The sequence below is a fragment of the Shewanella sp. TC10 genome, from assembly GCF_009663145.1.
Lineage (GTDB): Bacteria > Pseudomonadota > Gammaproteobacteria > Enterobacterales > Shewanellaceae > Shewanella.
The window spans coordinates 1-17,150 of the sequence record NZ_VKHR01000047.1; the positions used below are offsets into that span (position 1 = coordinate 1).

Sequence of the window (17,150 nt, forward strand, 5' to 3'; positions counted from 1 at the left end):
GCGTTGCAAATGGTTTTGCARCGCTTTTGGGGTTAATAGCACCCAGAAATATTTTGTTTAATAAACGAATAGGCAACATGCGATGTCTAGGCTATAAATCAACCGTTAAAACTCATCATCGACAAAGTGATGCTCGTTCATCATATGGCCTAACTGAGTTGATTTTGTTTTAAGATAAGCTTCATTGTAGCGGTTTTTACCCACTTGCAAAGGCACTCTTTCTTCAACTTCAATACCCATTTCTTGCATTGCTTTTACTTTACGCGGATTATTGGTCATTAATTTTACTTTGCTCACGCCGATTTGCTTAAGCATAGGCTCAATCATATCGTACTTACGCATGTCCGCTTCAAAGCCTAAACGCTCATTAGCTTCTACCGTATTAGCACCTTGATCTTGAAGTTCGTAAGCACGAATTTTATTCAATAAACCAATACCACGCCCTTCTTGGCGTAAATATAAAATAAAACCTTGGCCTTGCTCAGCAATGTTTTGCATCGCTGTTTGCAGCTGAAAACCGCAATCACAACGTAAACTAAATAATGCATCACCTGTTAGACATTCTGAATGAATACGACCTAACATAGGTCCGTTAGCATCAAGCTCACCGTAAGTTAACGCCACATGTTCTTTGCCGGTTTCGGTATCTTCGAAACCATGCATCGCAAAAACGCCCCAAGGCGTAGGTAACTTAGAAGTGGCGATATATTTAATCGACATGGATAAACCTTTAAGACAACGCTCAATCCTTGAGACTTTTCATCCTTGAACTGACTTTTATGTCATGACTATTCGACTACTGGTTTAGAATTTTGCAGGCGCAAAACCAGTAACAACTTGGACATTCATTTCACGGCCTACAGCCGTCATTGGGTGAACAACCACAAGACCTTTAACCGACTTTTTCAACTTACCCATATCAGCTTGTTCAGCTTTGGTTAGTGCGCGGCTAAATTTTAAATTTTTGATATCTTGCCCTTGTTTATTAAGCTGACGAGATTGCTGATTCTTTAAACTGGCAATACGCTTTGTCACAGTGGCAATTTCTTTCTTAAACTGCATGATAACCGCTTTGTCTTCACGAGCTTCGGCCGCAGCAAGTTTACGACGAAACTTCTCTGCTTTATCATTTAATGTTTGCAGTTCTTGTTTTAAATTCATTTCTTTACCTTAAATTCTTTCATGCTATCGATAGCAATAAGTTGTTTTGTTATCGAACAACACTTTTTCGAACGCAAATTATATACCTAAAGAGGCTTAATAAGCTAACTTGAAAACTTGTTACAGTGCATAAATTTACAAATAGTCGAGTAATAACTCGAGCCCTCTGCCCCTAAAGCATTAAATGCACTATGATTAATATTTATCATCAGCAGTTTTCCTCGATGACAAATACACAACCTTGATCAAGTTTAGGTAAAACAACAATGAATAAAAATAACAAAACATCTTATCGAGCGAGATATACTAGCGCTCAGCTGGTCACTGGTTTCACCCTTATTGAACTGGTCGTTGTTATTGTGATCCTTGGTATTCTGGCTGTTATTGCTGCCCCTAAATTCCTTTCGATATCCGAAGAAGCTCATACTTCAGGTATCCAAGGTGTATCAGGAGCCTTTAAAGCATTTGATGATTTGGTGTTTGCAAAAGCGGCAATTCTCGGTATTGAGAAAAATGATCGTAATAGCAGTTCAAGCTCCACTGACACTCAAGGTGGTTTCTACCTTGATTCTGGGGAGTTTATTCAAACCATTTACGGTCATCCTTGGATATATAGTCAAGATGCGCTGAGTTATATATTAGAGGCTAGTTTGCAAGATGAAGGGGTTAACTTACCCGATCAGCAATGTGTAACAGGTGACGATTTTTGCTTTATGTTATTTCAAGGTTCAAGCGGACCAACAAGCATTGGCGTGCCCTATATTCCTGGGAATTCAGTGGTCGTGTACTATCCTGGTTACAGCGTAAGCGATCAATGCTTTGCATACTATGTTTTTGATAGAACCGATAACGATGTCATTATTGGCGACAATATCACGGGGTGTTAGCTTTTTAGTAATGAGTTAGCGTTTCATTAGTGAGTTCGCGTTTCAGTAACGAGTTAGAGCTTCAATAGTGAGTTAGTACATCACTTTGGTGACTTCTCAACCTGCAACGAGTAAATCACGGATATCGTGTATAACTTGATTGCTACTGCCACGCCATTTAAGGCTTGGGTCCGCCAAGTCTTGTTCGAACTTGCCATCCACTAATACGTCAACATATGACAATATTTGTTGTTGCTTAAGCGACATCTCATCCAATTTATAACCACTCCAAAGCCAGATGTCTTTATCAGGACATTCAGCTTTAACTCGCTGAACCAGTGATAATATAGCCGTTAAGTTTGCTGGAAATAATGGATCGCCACCAGACAACGATAACCCTCGGCGTTTAATGCGAGTATCGTTCAAATCAGCAATGATTTGATCTTCCATCTGTTTATCCACATCATGACCCGAGCGAGGATCCCAAGTCGATTGATTATAACAACCACGACATTGATGCTCGCAACCAGACACAAATAAGGTACAACGAGTACCAGGTCCATTGACCACATCGACTGGATAATATTGATGGAAATTCATAACCATTACCTTAGTTTTACATAAATAAGGCGCTAATCAGCGCCTTATTTGATTGAGCAAGTTTAGCGAAATTGATTAAATATGCTTAACGCGACGCTTCACTTCTTCTTGCTTACCGTGGTTGAACGGTCTGGCATCTGGGCTACCTAAATAACCACATACTCGACGTGTCACCGATACACGGCTTGGCTCATGGTTGCCACATTTAGGGCAAACAAACCCTTTGCTAGTACAGTTAAATTCACCCACAAAGCCACAATCGTAACATTCATCAATTGGCGTATTAGTCCCATAATAAGGTACACGGCTATAGCTGTAGTCCCATACGTTCTCTAATGCTTCTACATTGTGTTGCATGTTAGGGAATTCGCCATAACAGATAAAACCACCATTGGTGAGTTCAGGGTATGGTAATTCAAAGTCAATCTTGTCGTATGGGTTTACTTTCTTTTCAACGTCTAAATGGAAACTATTGGTGTAGTAACCTTTATCAGTAACACCTTCAACTACGCCAAATTGTTTTGCATCTAGCTGACAGAAACGGCTGCACAAGTTTTCACTTGGCGTGCTGTATAAGCTAAATCCGTAGCCAGTTTCTGCTTTCCAAGACTCGGTTGCACGCTTCATCACGTTAATGATTTCAATCGCTTTAGTACGTAATAACTCGCTATCAAATACGTGTTCTTCAGTGCCATACAGCGCATTGATCGTTTCATGTAAACCAATGTAGCCTAATGAAATTGATGCACGGCCATTTTTGAAGATTTCAGAAATATCATCATCAGCTTTTAAGCGAACACCACAAGCACCTTCCATATATAGGATTGGCGCAACACGTGCTTTAACACCAACTAAACGGGCAATGCGCGTGTCTAATGCTTTACGAGCCAATGTCATTCTTTCATCTAGTAAGGCAAAGAACGCTTTTTCATCGCCTTTAGCTTCAATCGCAATTCTTGGAAGGTTAAGACTCACAACACCTAAGTTATTGCGTCCTTCATGAACAAGCTCGCCATTTTCTTCGTAAGTGCCTAAGAAAGAGCGACAACCCATTGGGGTTTTGAACGAACCTGTTACGCGCTCAACTTGTTCATAATTAAGAATGTCTGGATACATGCGCATTGTTGCGCATTCCAATGCCAGCTTCTTCACATCGTAATTACTATCTGTCGCTTTATGGTTAACACCATCACGAATAGCAAATACCAATTTCGGGAATACCGCTGTTTTACGGTTTTTACCAAGACCCGCCATACGCACTGTAAGAATCGACTTTTGAATTAAGCGTGACTCCCAGCTAGTGCCTAGACCAAAACCAAACGTCACAAACGGCGTTTGACCATTGGCTGTGTGTAGGGTGTTCACTTCATATTCTAAAGACTGGAATGCGTCATGACATTCTTTCTCTGTCTGCGCCATAGCGAAGGCTTCTACATCGCTTACGCCCCACTCTTTACCAATAACAAGCTGTTTCTGGTAACTCTTTTGCACAAATTCAGCTAGCACTTCATCGATACGGTTTATCGTTGTACCACCGTAGATGTGACTCGCTACTTGAGCAATAATCTGCGCTGTCACAGCGGTCGCTGTTGAAATTGATTTAGGGGTATCAATCTCAGCGTTGCCCATTTTAAAGCCATGGGTCATCATGCCTGCTAAATCAATCAACATGCAGTTAAACATTGGGAAGAAAGGTGCGTAATCAAGATCATGATAGTGCAATTGACCTGACTCATGAGCTGCAACGATATCTTTAGGTAACAGATGTGATTTAGCGTAGTGCTTAGCCACAATACCTGCTAATAGATCACGTTGAGTTGGGATAACTTTCGCATCTTTATTGGCATTTTCGTTAAGAATTGAACTGTCACTTTGTTCAACCAAACCACGAATTTCGCAGTTAAGTTTACTTTTAGCTTCACGACAAATATCACGGTCATGACGGTACTCAATATAATGACGAGCCACCTCTTTATGAGGCCCTTCCATTAATAAGTTTTCAACTAGATCTTGGAGGTGATGAATCTGCACTTCTTCTTCGTTTGAAACTTGCTTTCTGATCACAGAGGCAACCGTTGCAGCGTAATCTACATCCGCTATACCTGTAGCCGTTGCCATCGCAGCAACAATCGCATCCTTAATTCTAGACTCATCAAATAAAGTCCGACAACCGTCCCTTTTAATTACTACAGGCATTACTTTATACTCCATTTATGCACAGGATATAAACACTATATATCCACAACGACAAATCAATAAACACTAGATATGGTGTATTAGGCAATATTGAAGACTAGAATTCTATGATCTGGATCATAGTTTTAATAGGGTGGGTGAAATGAAAAATATTACTGCCAAGCTCTGCACTAATTAGAAAAACAGAGCTTGACCACGGTATTGAAAACCGTTAACGACCTAAGGCGGAGTTGATTAAATGAGCAGTTTGGCGCACCGACTGTCGACCAGCTTCGATAGCTTCAGCGGCGCGATGAAACTCCATTGTACCAATATCAGCAAGTTGCGGAACCAGACAGACATCAGGTGGGTCGCCCATCAACCTTGCACGCTTATGGCGTTGCTCTAAGATATCCATTGACTGAGACATCACCGCGATCATTCCTGGATGTGATTTTGTTGACATAGAAAACTTTTCAGTCAGCCCTGAAATGTATTCTTTACCTTTACCCAGAATATCCATAAATGCCGATTCAGACTCTTTAGATTCTTGTTGCTGCTTTTCTAGTGCGGTTGGGGCACGGCTTTTCATTTGTTGCGGCAACATATGCATGCTATTTCGGCGATGACCATTTAAATCAACTGCGATAACCACATCCACATCCATTGCGCGGCACATTGACACAGGCACAGGATTAACAACTGCTCCATCAACCAACCAACGATCTTCCAATTGCACTGGCGGCAAAAACCCTGGCATAGAACAAGAAGCTCTTACTGCATGACGCAAGTCCCCTTCTTTAAACCAAATTTCTTGGCCTGAATACAAGTCAGTAGCTACAGCAGAAAATGGCTTGTTCAGTTGTTCAATTTTAAGCTCGCCAATTCGACCAGCTAAAACATCAAAGACTTTCTCACCACTGATTAAGCCACCTTTACGCCAACTTAAATCCATTAAGCCTAAAACATCCCAGCTTGAAAAGCCGCGAACCCAGCTTTCTAGTTCATCGAGGTGATCATTGGCATAAGCTGCACCAACCAATGCTCCTACTGAGCATCCAGCCACTTTATCTGGATGTACGCCCATCTCTGCAAGCTCTTTCAATACACCAATGTGGGCCCACCCCTTGGCGGCACCACTGCCGAGTGCAACACCAATGCGTAATTCTTTGGTCTGGGTTGATTCGTTGGCAACATCCGACATGTTTATCGACATCCTTAAACTGAAAATAATGCAAAATTAAAATAATAAAACGCAGCATAACTGAGGCTTAAGCTGTTGGCTATCTCAGGCTTACACGTTATAATATCTGGCTATCATTTTTTAGGGGATTTACCTTTGTTATTTACCGATTTTTCTTTAGACAAACGCTTACTTGAAAGTCTAAAGCATATGGGCATTTCTGAGCCAACTGAAATTCAGCAGCAAGCCCTGCCGATTGCCCTCGCGGGTAAAGATTTAATGGCATCATCAAAAACCGGTTCAGGTAAAACCCTGGCATTTTTATTACCTGCACTACAGCGTGTAATATCAACTAAAGCCTTATCTAAAAAAGATCCGCGGGTGCTTATTTTATTACCGACTCGCGAGCTTGCTCAACAAGTGTATGGTCAACTGCGTTTATTAGTCGCCAACACCCAATATAAAGCGGTAAGCATTTTAGGCGGTGAAAACTTTAACGATCAAGCAAAATCCTTATCTCGTGACCCTCACTTTATCGTGGCTACACCAGGCCGTATTGCAGATCATCTAGAACAACGTCACCTTTACTTAAATGGTTTAGAATTGTTGATCCTAGATGAAGCAGATCGCATGCTGGATTTAGGTTTTGCGCCGCAACTTAAGGCAATTAATGATGCCGCGGATCACAAACGCCGACAAACATTGATGTTTTCAGCCACGCTTGATCACGACCATATCAATGATATTGCCGCGACATTATTAAAAACCCCAAGTCATGTTGCTATCGGGGCATCGCACAACGAACATAAAGACATTAACCAGCGCGTGTTCTTAGTTGATCACTTAGATCATAAACAGGCGCTACTGCAACATGTGCTGAAGAACGAACAACACAAGCAGGTGATTATTTTCACAGCAACTCGTTCTGATACTGACAGACTAGCAAAATTGCTTGCTGAACAAGGTTTAGAAACTGCTGCGTTAAGTGGTGACTTAAATCAATCAGCTCGTAACCAAATTATGGATAAATTCAGCCGTGGCCAACAAAAGATTTTGGTCACGACGGATGTTGCATCGCGCGGGTTAGATTTATTAAATGTGTCATTAGTGATTAACTTTGACATGCCAAAATTTGCTGAAGAATACGTTCACCGTATTGGCCGTACAGGTCGAGCTGGCGCTAAAGGTGATGCCATTTCTTTAGTCGGTCCTAAAGACTGGGACAGCTTTAAGAAAATCCAAGTATTTTTACGCAAGAATTTCGACTTTTCGACCATTGATGGTCTACAAGGTAAATTCAAAGGCTTAAAAGAAAAGCCTAAAGCCAACAATAAAAATGCGAAAACCAACGATACTAAAGCATCGAATAAAAAACGCAGCACTGCTAATAAGCCTAAAACTGCGCCTAAACGTGACAAGCGCTTTATTACCGGTGTGGATATTGGTGATGCACCGATGCGACGTAAAGCAAAGCCTGTAAAAATTATCGAAAACGATAACTCGATTGTTCAAGATGATGAACAAGAGCTTAGCGAAGATTAAACCCAATTTAAGCCTAATGATGCTTTCGCTCCGTTAGGCAAAACAAACTAGTACCAAAGTAAGGTGAAACATGAAAATTTGTGGCGTGGAATTAAAAGGTGGCGAAGCCATCATTAGCTTATTAACTTACGAAGTAGAAACATTCAATGTACCTGAATGTCGTCAAATCTCATTCAGCATTTCTAAATCTGCTGAAACAGAATCAATTCGTGAGTTTCACTTTGCTTTCCACAAATTAATGGAAGACTACAAAGTTGACGAAATCGTCATCATTGAACGTGAGCAAAAAGGTAAGTTCGCAGGTTCTGCAACTAGCTTTAAATTGGAAACAGCAATCCAAATCACTGAGTTACCAGTAAGCTTGATTAGTCCAGTGATCATTAAAGAAGAGCTTAAGCGCAACCCGCCTCAAGCAGACTTAGAAACATTAGGCTTAAAACGTGTGCAATTACCTGCTTTTGAAGCAGCATATGCACAGCAAAACCGTCGCATGTACGGCAAAGTTTAAGTCAAATACCGACTTAAGCTTTAGTAAACAATAAGCCTATCGATTTCCTTAATCATCAATTTGATGAAACATTAAGATGAATTGGTAGGCTTAGTTTTACCCGCTAATTAAACATATTCCATTGGGCAAACTAACAAGCTATGAGCTCAAAAAAAGCACCCAAAAATCTAGCAGACAAACCCGCTCGTAAAGCACCGCCTAAAATGGCTGTAAAAACCAGCTCGGCTAAAGTTGCAGCCGCAAAAAACACCTTAGCAGGCCTTGTCACCAGTAAAGATGTGCAAGCAAAGCAAAAACAGCAAGCCCAGTTAAAATATCTTAATGGTTATTCAGCCAGCACCATCGAACAAGTTAAACGTCATATTGATAACGACACCTTAGCAAACTTGCTATTAAGCCGTTATCCAACCATCCATGATATCCGTACTGATAAAGCCTTATATGACTATGCGATGGAATTTAAACAGCAATACTTGAAGCAATCAGATCCATTATCAAAAGTCATTTTCGATGAAAAGATAAGCCTAAGTCATCAAGCTTTGGGGCTGCATACATATGCTAATCGCGTTCAAGGCAACAAGGTTAAAGCCAAGAATGAAATACGTATTTCATCAAGACTTAAATATGTGCCAGAACCATTATTAAGAATGGTAGTGATACACGAGCTCGCTCACCTTAGAGAAAAGGACCACAACAAAGCCTTTTATCAATTGTGCACCTATATGACGGCTGATTATCACCAACTCGAGTTAGATTTACGCTTATTACTGACTTGTATTGAATTAGATAAATCTCCGTATTAGTCTGAATGAATCATAAAGTATTGGAGTCTTATCATGTACGTAGCAACCTATAGAGGCGAAGGACGTAGAACCAAACATTATAAATCAGAAAAGGCCGCTTTAAAGTCTATTCGAAATTGGCTAAAAGATAACCTAGATAAAGGTTTCTCTGTGGGGTTAATGGGGCCAGATATTCCTCCTACTGAATACAGTGACTGGGAACTGATCCCATTTGAAGAGCCAAAAGCAGCTTCCTTCTACTCTAGTAAAGAATGGAGCAATTTAAAGGCTGAAGCATTTGAAAAGTATGGAAACAAGTGCGCATGTTGTGGGCGTAGTCCATTGCATAATGTCATCATGCACGTTGATCATATTAAACCTCGCTCAAAATACCCAGCACTCGCTTTAGATATTAACAATCTTCAAATCCTTTGCGATATTTGTAATATCGGTAAATCCGATAAGTTCGAAACACAATGGCGTGAATAAAAAACCATATAACAAAAAAGCCACGTTATAACAACGTGGCTTTGTTCAACATCATGACAGCTTAACCTAAATCCATCATCATTTGTTTACTACTGACTAATTGTTTGAATTCTGCCATTTGCTTCTTAGGTAATACGGAAGCCTCCACAATGCTCACTTTCATTGGGTTAGCTGGGCGACCATTTACATGGAATTCATAATGCAAATGCGGCCCTGTCACTCGGCCAGTATTGCCAGTTAAACCGATAACTTGACCACGCTTAACTCGCTGACCTTTTCGTACTAAGAATTTAGACAAGTGTAAGTAACGGGTTCTAATATTATTGTCATGCTCAATCACAATATATTTACCCGCAAAGCGGTGATTAGTAACCATTGATACCACACCATCTCCAGGTGCAACCACTCGAGTACCGATTGGCGTAGCAAAGTCAGTGCCGTTATGGGGTGAAACTCGACCAGTTACAGGATGCTTACGATGCGGATTGAAGTGAGACGATAGTCGGTATTGACGCTCTAACGGAATACGCTGAAATGCACTGGCTAAACCTTGACCGCGCTCATCATAAAAATTGCCATCAAGGTTTTGAAAGGCATTCACGTTATTTCTTCGGGTGTTAATTCTTACAGCTTGTAACTGTGTATTCCCAGTTGAAACCCCCTCAATGTATTGATCGTTCATCAATACATTAAAAGTATCACCCGCGCGTAAATCTCGTGAAAAATCGAGCTTGCTAGACAATAAGGTTTCAATGGTTTGAATATTTGCAGCGCTGAGCCCTGCTCGCTGAGCAGATAAATAGAATGAACCATTAATCTCGCCACTAATAATACGATTTTGCCAAATGCCTTCGATATTAATCTCTTCAACACCATAAGTGCCATCGTCAAAGCGAGTAAAAATTACTTGATAAGCAGGATTAAAATACAATTCAAGTTTGGTCAGGTTTTGTTGTTCGTCCTGAAAGAATTGAATTCGGTTACCTAAAGACAATGTATCTAATGCCAGCACGTTTAAATCGGCCTCAAGCACCTTATACATGGTTTGCTGGCCAATACCGGCTAGTTCGAATAAGTGACCTAAAGTGTCACCATTTTGAATCACCCGCTCAAAATTAGGTTTGATAGGTTCAACAATTTCAAAAGTTGATGGAGTTTGCGAGACTATGGATTCTATATCCAAAGCAACTGGAATGCGCTGAGAAGAAAACTCTTGCGGTGTTGGCCATAGCAAAGCGGCTGCAACAACAAATACGCTGGCAAGTAATAGTTTTCGATGTAATGCGGGTAAGTTAGGCACTTTACTCAGTCGTGCTTGTAACTCACCCCTGTTAGCTGAAAGCAATCTCGGGTCCGCCATTTATACGTAAAAAAGTAATACCTTTTAGCTAAGTCGAGTCGACAAGTTGTCAACCTACAGAATGCGTACTTAAGCACTAGAAGATATATTAGCGACCTGTTATACCAAATAAATAGCCTAATAAAAATATAAACTATCGTTTGAACTGCATAAATTTGATGTAGACAAAGCCCGAGCGAACAGTATTTCTGCAGTCGATAAATGAAAGTAACATCCTTTGATGAAGTGTGTTATCAGAAGTTAGCGCATGCACTATTGAGTGAAACAATTAACAAATTAACTGCAGTCATAGAGAGTTAGTGAATTAATAACAATTTTAGCCAAAGCCATAAACCGCTCCCTAAAGGTAACAAAAATGGCTACTTGAATAGCCATTTTAATGACAAGTTATCGATAAAACTTAGATTACAGGCGCATCGAACTTATATTCTGCTTGTAAGCGGCTCACTCCGAGTCCATTCATCTTATTCACTTTGATTTGCACACTAATGCGCTCTTTCATCGCTTCAATATGACTAATCACCCCAATCATCTTGCCAGAGGCATTAAGGTTATCCAGTGCATCTAACGCTGTGTCTAAGGTTTGACTATCTAAGGTGCCAAAGCCTTCATCTAAAAACAATGAATCAATACTGGTTTTATGACTGACTAAATCAGATAACGCCAACGCCAGCGCTAAGCTCACTAAAAAGCTTTCGCCACCAGATAAGGTCCGCGTGTCACGCACCGCATCCCCTTGCCAAGTATCCAACACTTGCAGTTCAAGCGCCTCAGATTGCTTACGCTCTAACAAATAGCGACCTTGCAGCCTGTCCAGTTGACGGTTCGCCAACGTCACCAGATGATCCAGTGTTAGCCCTTGAGCAAACTTACGGAACTTATCACCTTTTTGCGATCCAATAAGAGAGTGTAAATAAGCCACATCGTCATAGTCTTGTTTTGCTTGAGTCAGCTGCTGAATTAATTGCTGCTGATTAGCTCGTTTGCTCTCATCTTGTTGTAATTGATGTGTCACCTGCCATAACTGTTGCTGCAATTCAGCAAGACTAGCTTCAACTTGTTGAAGACGATCCCCCAGCTGATCTATGGTTTTCTCAACATGTTCAAGCTCATAATCTAGTTTGTTACCATGAGAAGTTAGTTCTAAAAGTTGACTCTTGGCTTGCTCGACTAAGGTATTGGCTTTAACAATTTCTTGATCTAACTGCTGTTTAAGTTGTTGCAATGATTCACGTTGCTCAGTTGGCATTACTGCCTGTTCAAATTCTACTTGGCTTGTAAACGGACTTTGCGATAACGCCGTATCAAACGCACTTTTAGCGTCATTTAATTCCTGAGTAAAACGCTCAACTTGTTGCTCATTCGCTTGCAGCTGAGCAACGGCCTTATCAAGCTGCTGCAGCATACTTGCCCGCTTATCACTTATTTGAGCTAACGCTTGCTCGACTTGCTGCAATAACTGCTGGCTTTGGTGTTTCTCAGCAGTACATTGCTTATCGGCAAATAAATCAAAGCGCTGCTTAGCAATGGTGCCTAGCTCTGCGGTAACTTGCGCTAAATGAATATCCGTAACGCCCATTTGCGAACTGATATCTTGATATTGGGCTAAAAGGTTGGCAGCTTTTTGCTCAGATAACTTATGCTGCTGAGCTAATTGCCCTTGTTCATCAATAGCTTGCAGCCATTGTGCAATCTGTATTTCTAACTCTGCCAGCCAAGATTCAAACTGGGTCATAACTGGCATAGTCAAACCTGCATTTTGCACGCTAGTTTGGCTATCTGTTAATAGCTGCGCCAGTTGCTGCTGAATATCTTGTTGCTGTTGTTGTAGTTGTTGTAATTTTTGCAGTTGAGTTTGAGTTTGCTGAGTCAGTAAATTCAGCTGATGCTGTTGCTGCTCCGCTTGAGATTGAGCCTGCTGGTGTTGCTCAATTAATTGTTGATGTGCCCCGCTATGTTCGCGAATTTGGCTAAGCTTATGATGTAGCTGCTGTTGCTGCTGCTCTGATTGTTCAACAAACTGATTAAGCAATTCGTTATCAATAACCTGATTAACAGGCGCAAGGTGATTTATCGCCAGACATTCAATAATTTGCTGGTACTCTGATAAATATTGCTCACATTGTTGCTGCCACTTAGTATGCTGCCCAGCGAGTAACTCAAGCTGATTATGACACTGCTTAATATCAAAATTAAGCTGCTCGCCTTTTGTTTTAATGACATTTAATGCATCTGACTGAGTTTGAAAACGCACTTCAGTATCACTCACATCTACCGCTTGATACTGATCAACTAAAGGATGTTCAGTCGCGCCACATAAAGCACACGGCTCACCTTTAATTAATTTAGCGCGCTCGGCAGTAAGATTAACAATCTGCTGCTCTTGCTTAAGCAGGTTTTGCAAATCTTTTACCTGTTGATTTTTCTCGCTCCATTCACCACGTACTTGATTAAGCTGCAGCTCTATTTGTGAAACCTGTTCGGTAAGCTGAGCTGAGTCATTTAAACCTTTCGTTAATTCTTGCTGCACCTCATCGTGTAATTGTGATAATTGCTGCAATCTACTGCGAGAAACTTGCTGATCAATGAGGCTCTGGTATTCAGCCTGTAATGCAGACTCTGAACTTGCCCCCAGTATATGTGTTAACTGTTGCTCACTGGCTTGGCATGTCGCTAATTTAGTTTGAGCATCTGCTTGAAGCTGCTGCAGATGATGTTGATCTTGTTCAAGTCGCTGCTGATGCTGCAAGCCCTGTTGATTATGCGCCTCAATTGCAGCAGTTAACTCGTTATCTTTTTCGAGTAAACCAACATAAGTTGCCAACTGCTGCTTCCACACAGCAATATGGCTTTGAACCAATTGCCCTTGAGGGAAGCGCTCAATCAGCTGGGCATTATTGTTCTGAGCTTGCTGTATTGTATTTATTTCAGCGTGGGTTTGAGTTTGCTCATTCTCTAAACTTTGTAATTGGCTTAGCTGTTGTTGCTTGGCCTTTTGTTGCTGTGAAACCTCAAACTTCAGTTGCTCAATTTTGTTGTCTAATGGCTGAACTTGCTGCTCAATTAAGCTTATTAATTGCTGATGCTGCTGCTTTTGTTGCTCACAGGCTAGCTGTTTAACATCATGCTGAACCAGTGTTTCATCAAAACTCTTTTGATGCTGGTGACGATCTTCAGTCAGTACCTGCTGCTTAGTTGTAGCTTGAGCATGTTGCTCATTCAGCTTATTTAAGTTACTGAACAAAGGCGCGATGATTTGTGCAGGTTCACTCGCGGTGAGTTTTGCAAGCAATGGAGCTTGCGTCGATTTTTCAGCTTCTGCTGCGGCTAAATCTTGTTGGTTTTTATTGAGCTGCAACTCAGCTTTATGGTAATTCTGTGCCCAGGTCAGCTGTTGTTGATACTGCTTCACTTGGCTTTGTAACTGGCTGGATTGCTGCTCGAGTTTTTGTGCATCAGCGATTTTATCTGAAATTTCGGTTTCAGTTAGCAATTCAACGCTATCTGTTTTCGCCTCTAGCAGTTTAAGGTTCTGCTTTTCTTCACTAAAATTAACGTGAACTTGTTCTGAAATCAGGCCATAAATTTCGGTGCCGGTTAACTCTTCTAATAATTCAGCCCTATCGTTAGCATCAGCATTCAAAAAAGCGGCAAACTGCCCTTGGGATAACATCATGGATTTGGTGAATCTAGCAAAATCTAAACCGGTAACCGATTCAGTTAATTCAGTTTTCTGTTTGACTTGGCTAGCAAGAATTTTCCCTGAATCAAGTTCAGCAAGTTCAACTTGTGCGTCTTGCAAATTACCATCAATTTGGCCTCGTGAACGGCGTTGGCTCCAAAAAGCGCGGTACCCTTTGCCTTTTACTTCGAACTCAACCTCTGCCAAACAATCACTGGTGCCGCGAGTCATTAATTCATTGGTGGTTTTAGAGATCACTTTTAAACGAGGTGTCCGGTGATAAAGCGCCAGACAAATTGCATCTAAAATAGTGGTTTTACCCGAGCCTGTCGGCCCTGTGATAGCAAACAAGCCGTTTTCTTTAAAAGGTGACTGAGTAAAATCAATCTTCCATTCGTTTTTCAGCGAATTTATATTTTTAAATCGTAAGCTTAAGATTTTCATGCTTTGTCCTCCGCAAGGCCAAGCTTACTCACTTTGCTTATGTCAGTATCTAGATTGGAACTTCTATCTTCGACTTGGGCAACCACCTGTTTAAATTGAGACTTCACTCTTGATAAGCGTGCTTGCTGCTCAGGCTCTGAAAAGTCCTCTTGCGCTAATCGTCGCTCGAAAACATCATCCACAGACAGCTCTGATAAGGTTTCGTTATCCAATTGCTCAATTTGCTGCTGACGTTGGCTGCGAGCACGTTTAAGCTGCAAAACCTCAACGGCTAAAGGTTCAGTAATATCAGCTATGCGAGTCTGTAAGTCGCTTAAAAAGTCCTGCTGAGCAACCTCAATACTTAACCAAGTTGTTTTTGGGGGAGTCATTGATTCTGCGTCACTAGGTTTGCACTCAAATTCCGCTAAGGCTTGTTCAATATCCGCTAAACTGCCTTTTAGGCTCGCCATAGCCTGAAAACGCGGCACTTCGATGGCTTTTACTTCTGCAAGGCTTGCCTGATTAAATTCGGCTAAAAATACACTCTTCTCACCTGACAATTCATCAAAGCTGAGTGGAATTGGCGAGCCGCTATAGCGAATATGTTCAGTCTTAGCAATTTTTTGAGGTCGATGAATGTGCCCTAATGCGATGTAATCTGCATCAGGGAAAAGCGTTGCATTAAATGCATCAAGACTACCAATATAGATATCTCTCACTGATTCACTGGTACTGGCGCCCACAGTGGTTAAGTGTCCTGTAGCGATAATGGGTAATGGTTGAGGCTGTTGCTTATTAATGCGCTGCGCTTCGCTAAAACATTGCTGATATAAAGAGGCAATTTCATTTCCAAGCTTGCGCTGTTTGTCAGAACTTGATTCACCAGATTGACTGAGAACTAAATCTCTTGGACGTAAATATGGCAAGGCACAAACAATGGCACAGGGATTTTGCTGCTTATCTTGAACAAGCACTATGTGCTCACTGGCATCATCTAACGCACCCGGAATAACGGTAGCATTAAGACACTCCAGTAGCTGCTTAGATTCACCGAGTGTCGCAACCGAGTCGTGATTGCCACCTAATACAATAAGCTTACAGCCTGTAGTTTGTATATCGACAATGAATTGATTATAAAGGCTGCGAGCATAACTTGGCGGCGTGCCAGTATCAAAAATGTCACCAGCAATAATCAGCGCATCCACATCATTAAGTTGTATTTGTTCTAATAACCACTGCATGAACAACCGATGTTCTTGGGCGCGGCTTTTTCCGTAAAAGTTCTGACCTAAATGCCAATCCGACGTGTGAATAATGCGCATGAAAACCTTTTTAAAATCGTAATTTGAATACTAGATAAAACAATCCGTGTTTATCGAACCTAACCATATTGATCCCATAGTAGTTTAAAACTCATTAAGAATGACATGGTCACAACAAGAGGCTTAATAATCTTCACGCCTTTTGACATTACTAGGCGTGAACCTAAAGTCGCACCGATAGCTTGGCCGACCAGCATAATCAAACCCAAAACAATGAAGACTTGCCCACCAATCAGAAAGAAAATCAGTGACGAGATATTGGTAGCAAAATTAAGGATTTTGGCGTGAGCAGTGGCTTTAGCTAATCCGTAACCAGCAAGCGATACAAACGCAAGCGCGAAAAAGCTTCCGGTTCCAGGTCCAAAAAAGCCATCATAAAAACCGACACCTAGCGCTGCGGTAAAAGCAAACATGGTTGGGGTTAACACTTGCTGTTTATCATCTTCGGAGATCTTTTTCGAAAATAAGAAATAACAACCAATGGCTAAGATTAAGAAAGGTAAAACAAACTGCAAAATACTCACATCAATCATCTGCACTATGATGGTACCCACAGCGGCGCCGACAAATGCACAAATAATGGAAAGACGCGCCTGCTTTAAATTAATCATCCCTTTGCGAATGAAATATAAACTGGCAAAAAAACTACCGCCGCAGGCTTGAAGTTTATTGGTACCAAGGGCTGCTGCAGGGGGTAAACCCGCCCACATTAAAGCCGGAATAGTAAGCAAACCACCTCCTCCAGCTATCGCATCAATAAAGCCTGCGAGAATAGCGACAAAGAATAAAATAATAGCGATTTGTAAGGTCAGTTCGAACATGGGAGTTATCTTGAATTATTATTTATAGGCCATTAGACCTGCTTTAAAAGTAAAATTCAAAAGCTATCTTTAACAAACGTAAGATTGTGTATTTTGCAAAACTAATTGCAAGATATCATTAACATTTTTGTTTAATAAAGCGACAAACAAAAAAGCAGCCGAAGCTGCTTTTTACTTTTCTAATATTAGGATTATGCTTTTAATCCCTTAATCCCTTAATCCCTTAATCCCTT

14 protein-coding genes are annotated in these 17,150 nt (G+C 41.1%); 5 read left to right on the forward strand and 9 right to left on the reverse strand.

All coding sequences use genetic code 11. The features are described 5' to 3' along the window. Positions 1 to 105: 105 nt before the first annotated feature. The gene (gene ribA / locus FNZ24_RS15400) at positions 106 to 720 is read right to left on the reverse strand and encodes a GTP cyclohydrolase II (protein WP_153915621.1); all 615 of its coding nucleotides are present in this window, start codon (positions 718 to 720) and stop codon (positions 106 to 108) included. An 84-nt stretch (positions 721 to 804) separates the two neighbouring features. Continuing rightward, a complete protein-coding gene (locus tag FNZ24_RS15405; RefSeq protein WP_153915622.1) occupies positions 805 to 1,161 on the reverse strand; it encodes a YibL family ribosome-associated protein in 357 nt (118 codons plus the stop codon). A 266-nt stretch (positions 1,162 to 1,427) separates the two neighbouring features. On the opposite strand from FNZ24_RS15405, the gene FNZ24_RS21895 reads away from it, so the two are divergent. Then, positions 1,428 to 2,048 (forward strand): type II secretion system protein, encoded by a 621-nt coding sequence (locus tag FNZ24_RS21895; RefSeq protein WP_153915623.1) that lies wholly within the window; start codon positions 1,428 to 1,430, stop codon positions 2,046 to 2,048. A 96-nt stretch (positions 2,049 to 2,144) separates the two neighbouring features. Here FNZ24_RS21895 and nrdG read toward each other — a convergent pair whose 3' ends face one another. The 3 genes from nrdG to rssA form a co-directional block, all read right to left on the reverse strand. Then, a complete protein-coding gene (gene nrdG, locus FNZ24_RS15415; protein WP_153915624.1) occupies positions 2,145 to 2,627 on the reverse strand; it encodes an anaerobic ribonucleoside-triphosphate reductase-activating protein in 483 nt (160 codons plus the stop codon). A gap of 75 nt (positions 2,628 to 2,702) precedes the next feature. Next, positions 2,703 to 4,823, reverse strand: coding sequence for an anaerobic ribonucleoside-triphosphate reductase (gene nrdD / locus FNZ24_RS15420; protein ID WP_153915625.1), 2,121 nt, complete (start codon positions 4,821 to 4,823; stop codon positions 2,703 to 2,705). 211 nt (positions 4,824 to 5,034) lie between these two features. After that, entirely contained in the window at positions 5,035 to 6,006 is a 972-nt protein-coding gene (gene rssA, locus FNZ24_RS15425) for a patatin-like phospholipase RssA (RefSeq protein ID WP_228768512.1), read from the reverse strand. 135 nt (positions 6,007 to 6,141) lie between these two features. Here rssA and FNZ24_RS15430 point away from each other — a divergent pair, with 135 nt between their 5' ends. The 4 genes from FNZ24_RS15430 (at position 6,142) to FNZ24_RS15445 (ending at position 9,306) form a co-directional block, all read left to right on the forward strand. Next, positions 6,142 to 7,527 (forward strand): DEAD/DEAH box helicase, encoded by a 1,386-nt coding sequence (locus tag FNZ24_RS15430; RefSeq protein ID WP_153915627.1) that lies wholly within the window; start codon positions 6,142 to 6,144, stop codon positions 7,525 to 7,527. A gap of 70 nt (positions 7,528 to 7,597) precedes the next feature. Then, positions 7,598 to 8,035, forward strand: coding sequence for a DUF3010 family protein (locus FNZ24_RS15435; protein WP_153915628.1), 438 nt, complete (start codon positions 7,598 to 7,600; stop codon positions 8,033 to 8,035). 203 nt (positions 8,036 to 8,238) lie between these two features. Next, on the forward strand, positions 8,239 to 8,838 hold the full coding sequence (locus tag FNZ24_RS15440) for a M48 family metallopeptidase (protein WP_153915652.1): 600 nt from the start codon (positions 8,239 to 8,241) through the stop codon (positions 8,836 to 8,838). 33 nt (positions 8,839 to 8,871) lie between these two features. Continuing rightward, on the forward strand, positions 8,872 to 9,306 hold the full coding sequence (locus FNZ24_RS15445; protein WP_153915629.1) for an HNH endonuclease: 435 nt from the start codon (positions 8,872 to 8,874) through the stop codon (positions 9,304 to 9,306). Positions 9,307 to 9,367: 61 nt separating this feature from the next. On the opposite strand, the gene FNZ24_RS15450 is transcribed toward FNZ24_RS15445, so the two are convergent. The 4 genes from FNZ24_RS15450 to FNZ24_RS15465 all read right to left on the reverse strand — a co-directional run bounded on the left by FNZ24_RS15450 (position 9,368) and on the right by FNZ24_RS15465 (position 16,917). Further along, a complete protein-coding gene (locus FNZ24_RS15450) occupies positions 9,368 to 10,666 on the reverse strand; it encodes a peptidoglycan DD-metalloendopeptidase family protein (protein ID WP_153915630.1) in 1,299 nt (432 codons plus the stop codon). A 400-nt stretch (positions 10,667 to 11,066) separates the two neighbouring features. Next, the gene (locus FNZ24_RS15455) at positions 11,067 to 14,792 is read right to left on the reverse strand and encodes an SbcC/MukB-like Walker B domain-containing protein (RefSeq protein WP_153915631.1); all 3,726 of its coding nucleotides are present in this window, start codon (positions 14,790 to 14,792) and stop codon (positions 11,067 to 11,069) included. Further along, complete coding sequence (gene sbcD, locus FNZ24_RS15460) at positions 14,789 to 16,096, reverse strand: exonuclease subunit SbcD (RefSeq protein WP_153915632.1); 1,308 nt, start codon at positions 16,094 to 16,096, stop codon at positions 14,789 to 14,791. The genes FNZ24_RS15455 and sbcD overlap by 4 nt, the downstream gene beginning before the upstream one ends. Before the next feature lie 59 nt (positions 16,097 to 16,155). After that, complete coding sequence (locus tag FNZ24_RS15465) at positions 16,156 to 16,917, reverse strand: TSUP family transporter (protein WP_153915633.1); 762 nt, start codon at positions 16,915 to 16,917, stop codon at positions 16,156 to 16,158. Between the last annotated feature and the right edge of the window lie 233 nt (positions 16,918 to 17,150).

What these genes read in the sequence shown, in the direction of transcription:
- ribA (WP_153915621.1), bottom strand. Translation starts at nt 720, where the DNA reads ATGTCGATTAAATATATCGCCACTTCTAAGTTACCTACGCCTTGGGGC.
- FNZ24_RS15405 (WP_153915622.1), bottom strand. Translation starts at nt 1,161, where the DNA reads ATGAATTTAAAACAAGAACTGCAAACATTAAATGATAAAGCAGAGAAG.
- FNZ24_RS21895 (WP_153915623.1), top strand. Translation starts at nt 1,428, where the DNA reads ATGAATAAAAATAACAAAACATCTTATCGAGCGAGATATACTAGCGCT.
- nrdG (WP_153915624.1), bottom strand. Translation starts at nt 2,627, where the DNA reads ATGAATTTCCATCAATATTATCCAGTCGATGTGGTCAATGGACCTGGT.
- nrdD (WP_153915625.1), bottom strand. Translation starts at nt 4,823, where the DNA reads ATGCCTGTAGTAATTAAAAGGGACGGTTGTCGGACTTTATTTGATGAG.
- rssA (WP_228768512.1), bottom strand. Translation starts at nt 6,006, where the DNA reads ATGTCGGATGTTGCCAACGAATCAACCCAGACCAAAGAATTACGCATT.
- FNZ24_RS15435 (WP_153915628.1), top strand. Translation starts at nt 7,598, where the DNA reads ATGAAAATTTGTGGCGTGGAATTAAAAGGTGGCGAAGCCATCATTAGC.
- FNZ24_RS15440 (WP_153915652.1), top strand. Translation starts at nt 8,239, where the DNA reads ATGGCTGTAAAAACCAGCTCGGCTAAAGTTGCAGCCGCAAAAAACACC.
- FNZ24_RS15445 (WP_153915629.1), top strand. Translation starts at nt 8,872, where the DNA reads ATGTACGTAGCAACCTATAGAGGCGAAGGACGTAGAACCAAACATTAT.
- FNZ24_RS15450 (WP_153915630.1), bottom strand. Translation starts at nt 10,666, where the DNA reads ATGGCGGACCCGAGATTGCTTTCAGCTAACAGGGGTGAGTTACAAGCA.
- FNZ24_RS15455 (WP_153915631.1), bottom strand. Translation starts at nt 14,792, where the DNA reads ATGAAAATCTTAAGCTTACGATTTAAAAATATAAATTCGCTGAAAAAC.
- sbcD (WP_153915632.1), bottom strand. Translation starts at nt 16,096, where the DNA reads ATGCGCATTATTCACACGTCGGATTGGCATTTAGGTCAGAACTTTTAC.
- FNZ24_RS15465 (WP_153915633.1), bottom strand. Translation starts at nt 16,917, where the DNA reads ATGTTCGAACTGACCTTACAAATCGCTATTATTTTATTCTTTGTCGCT.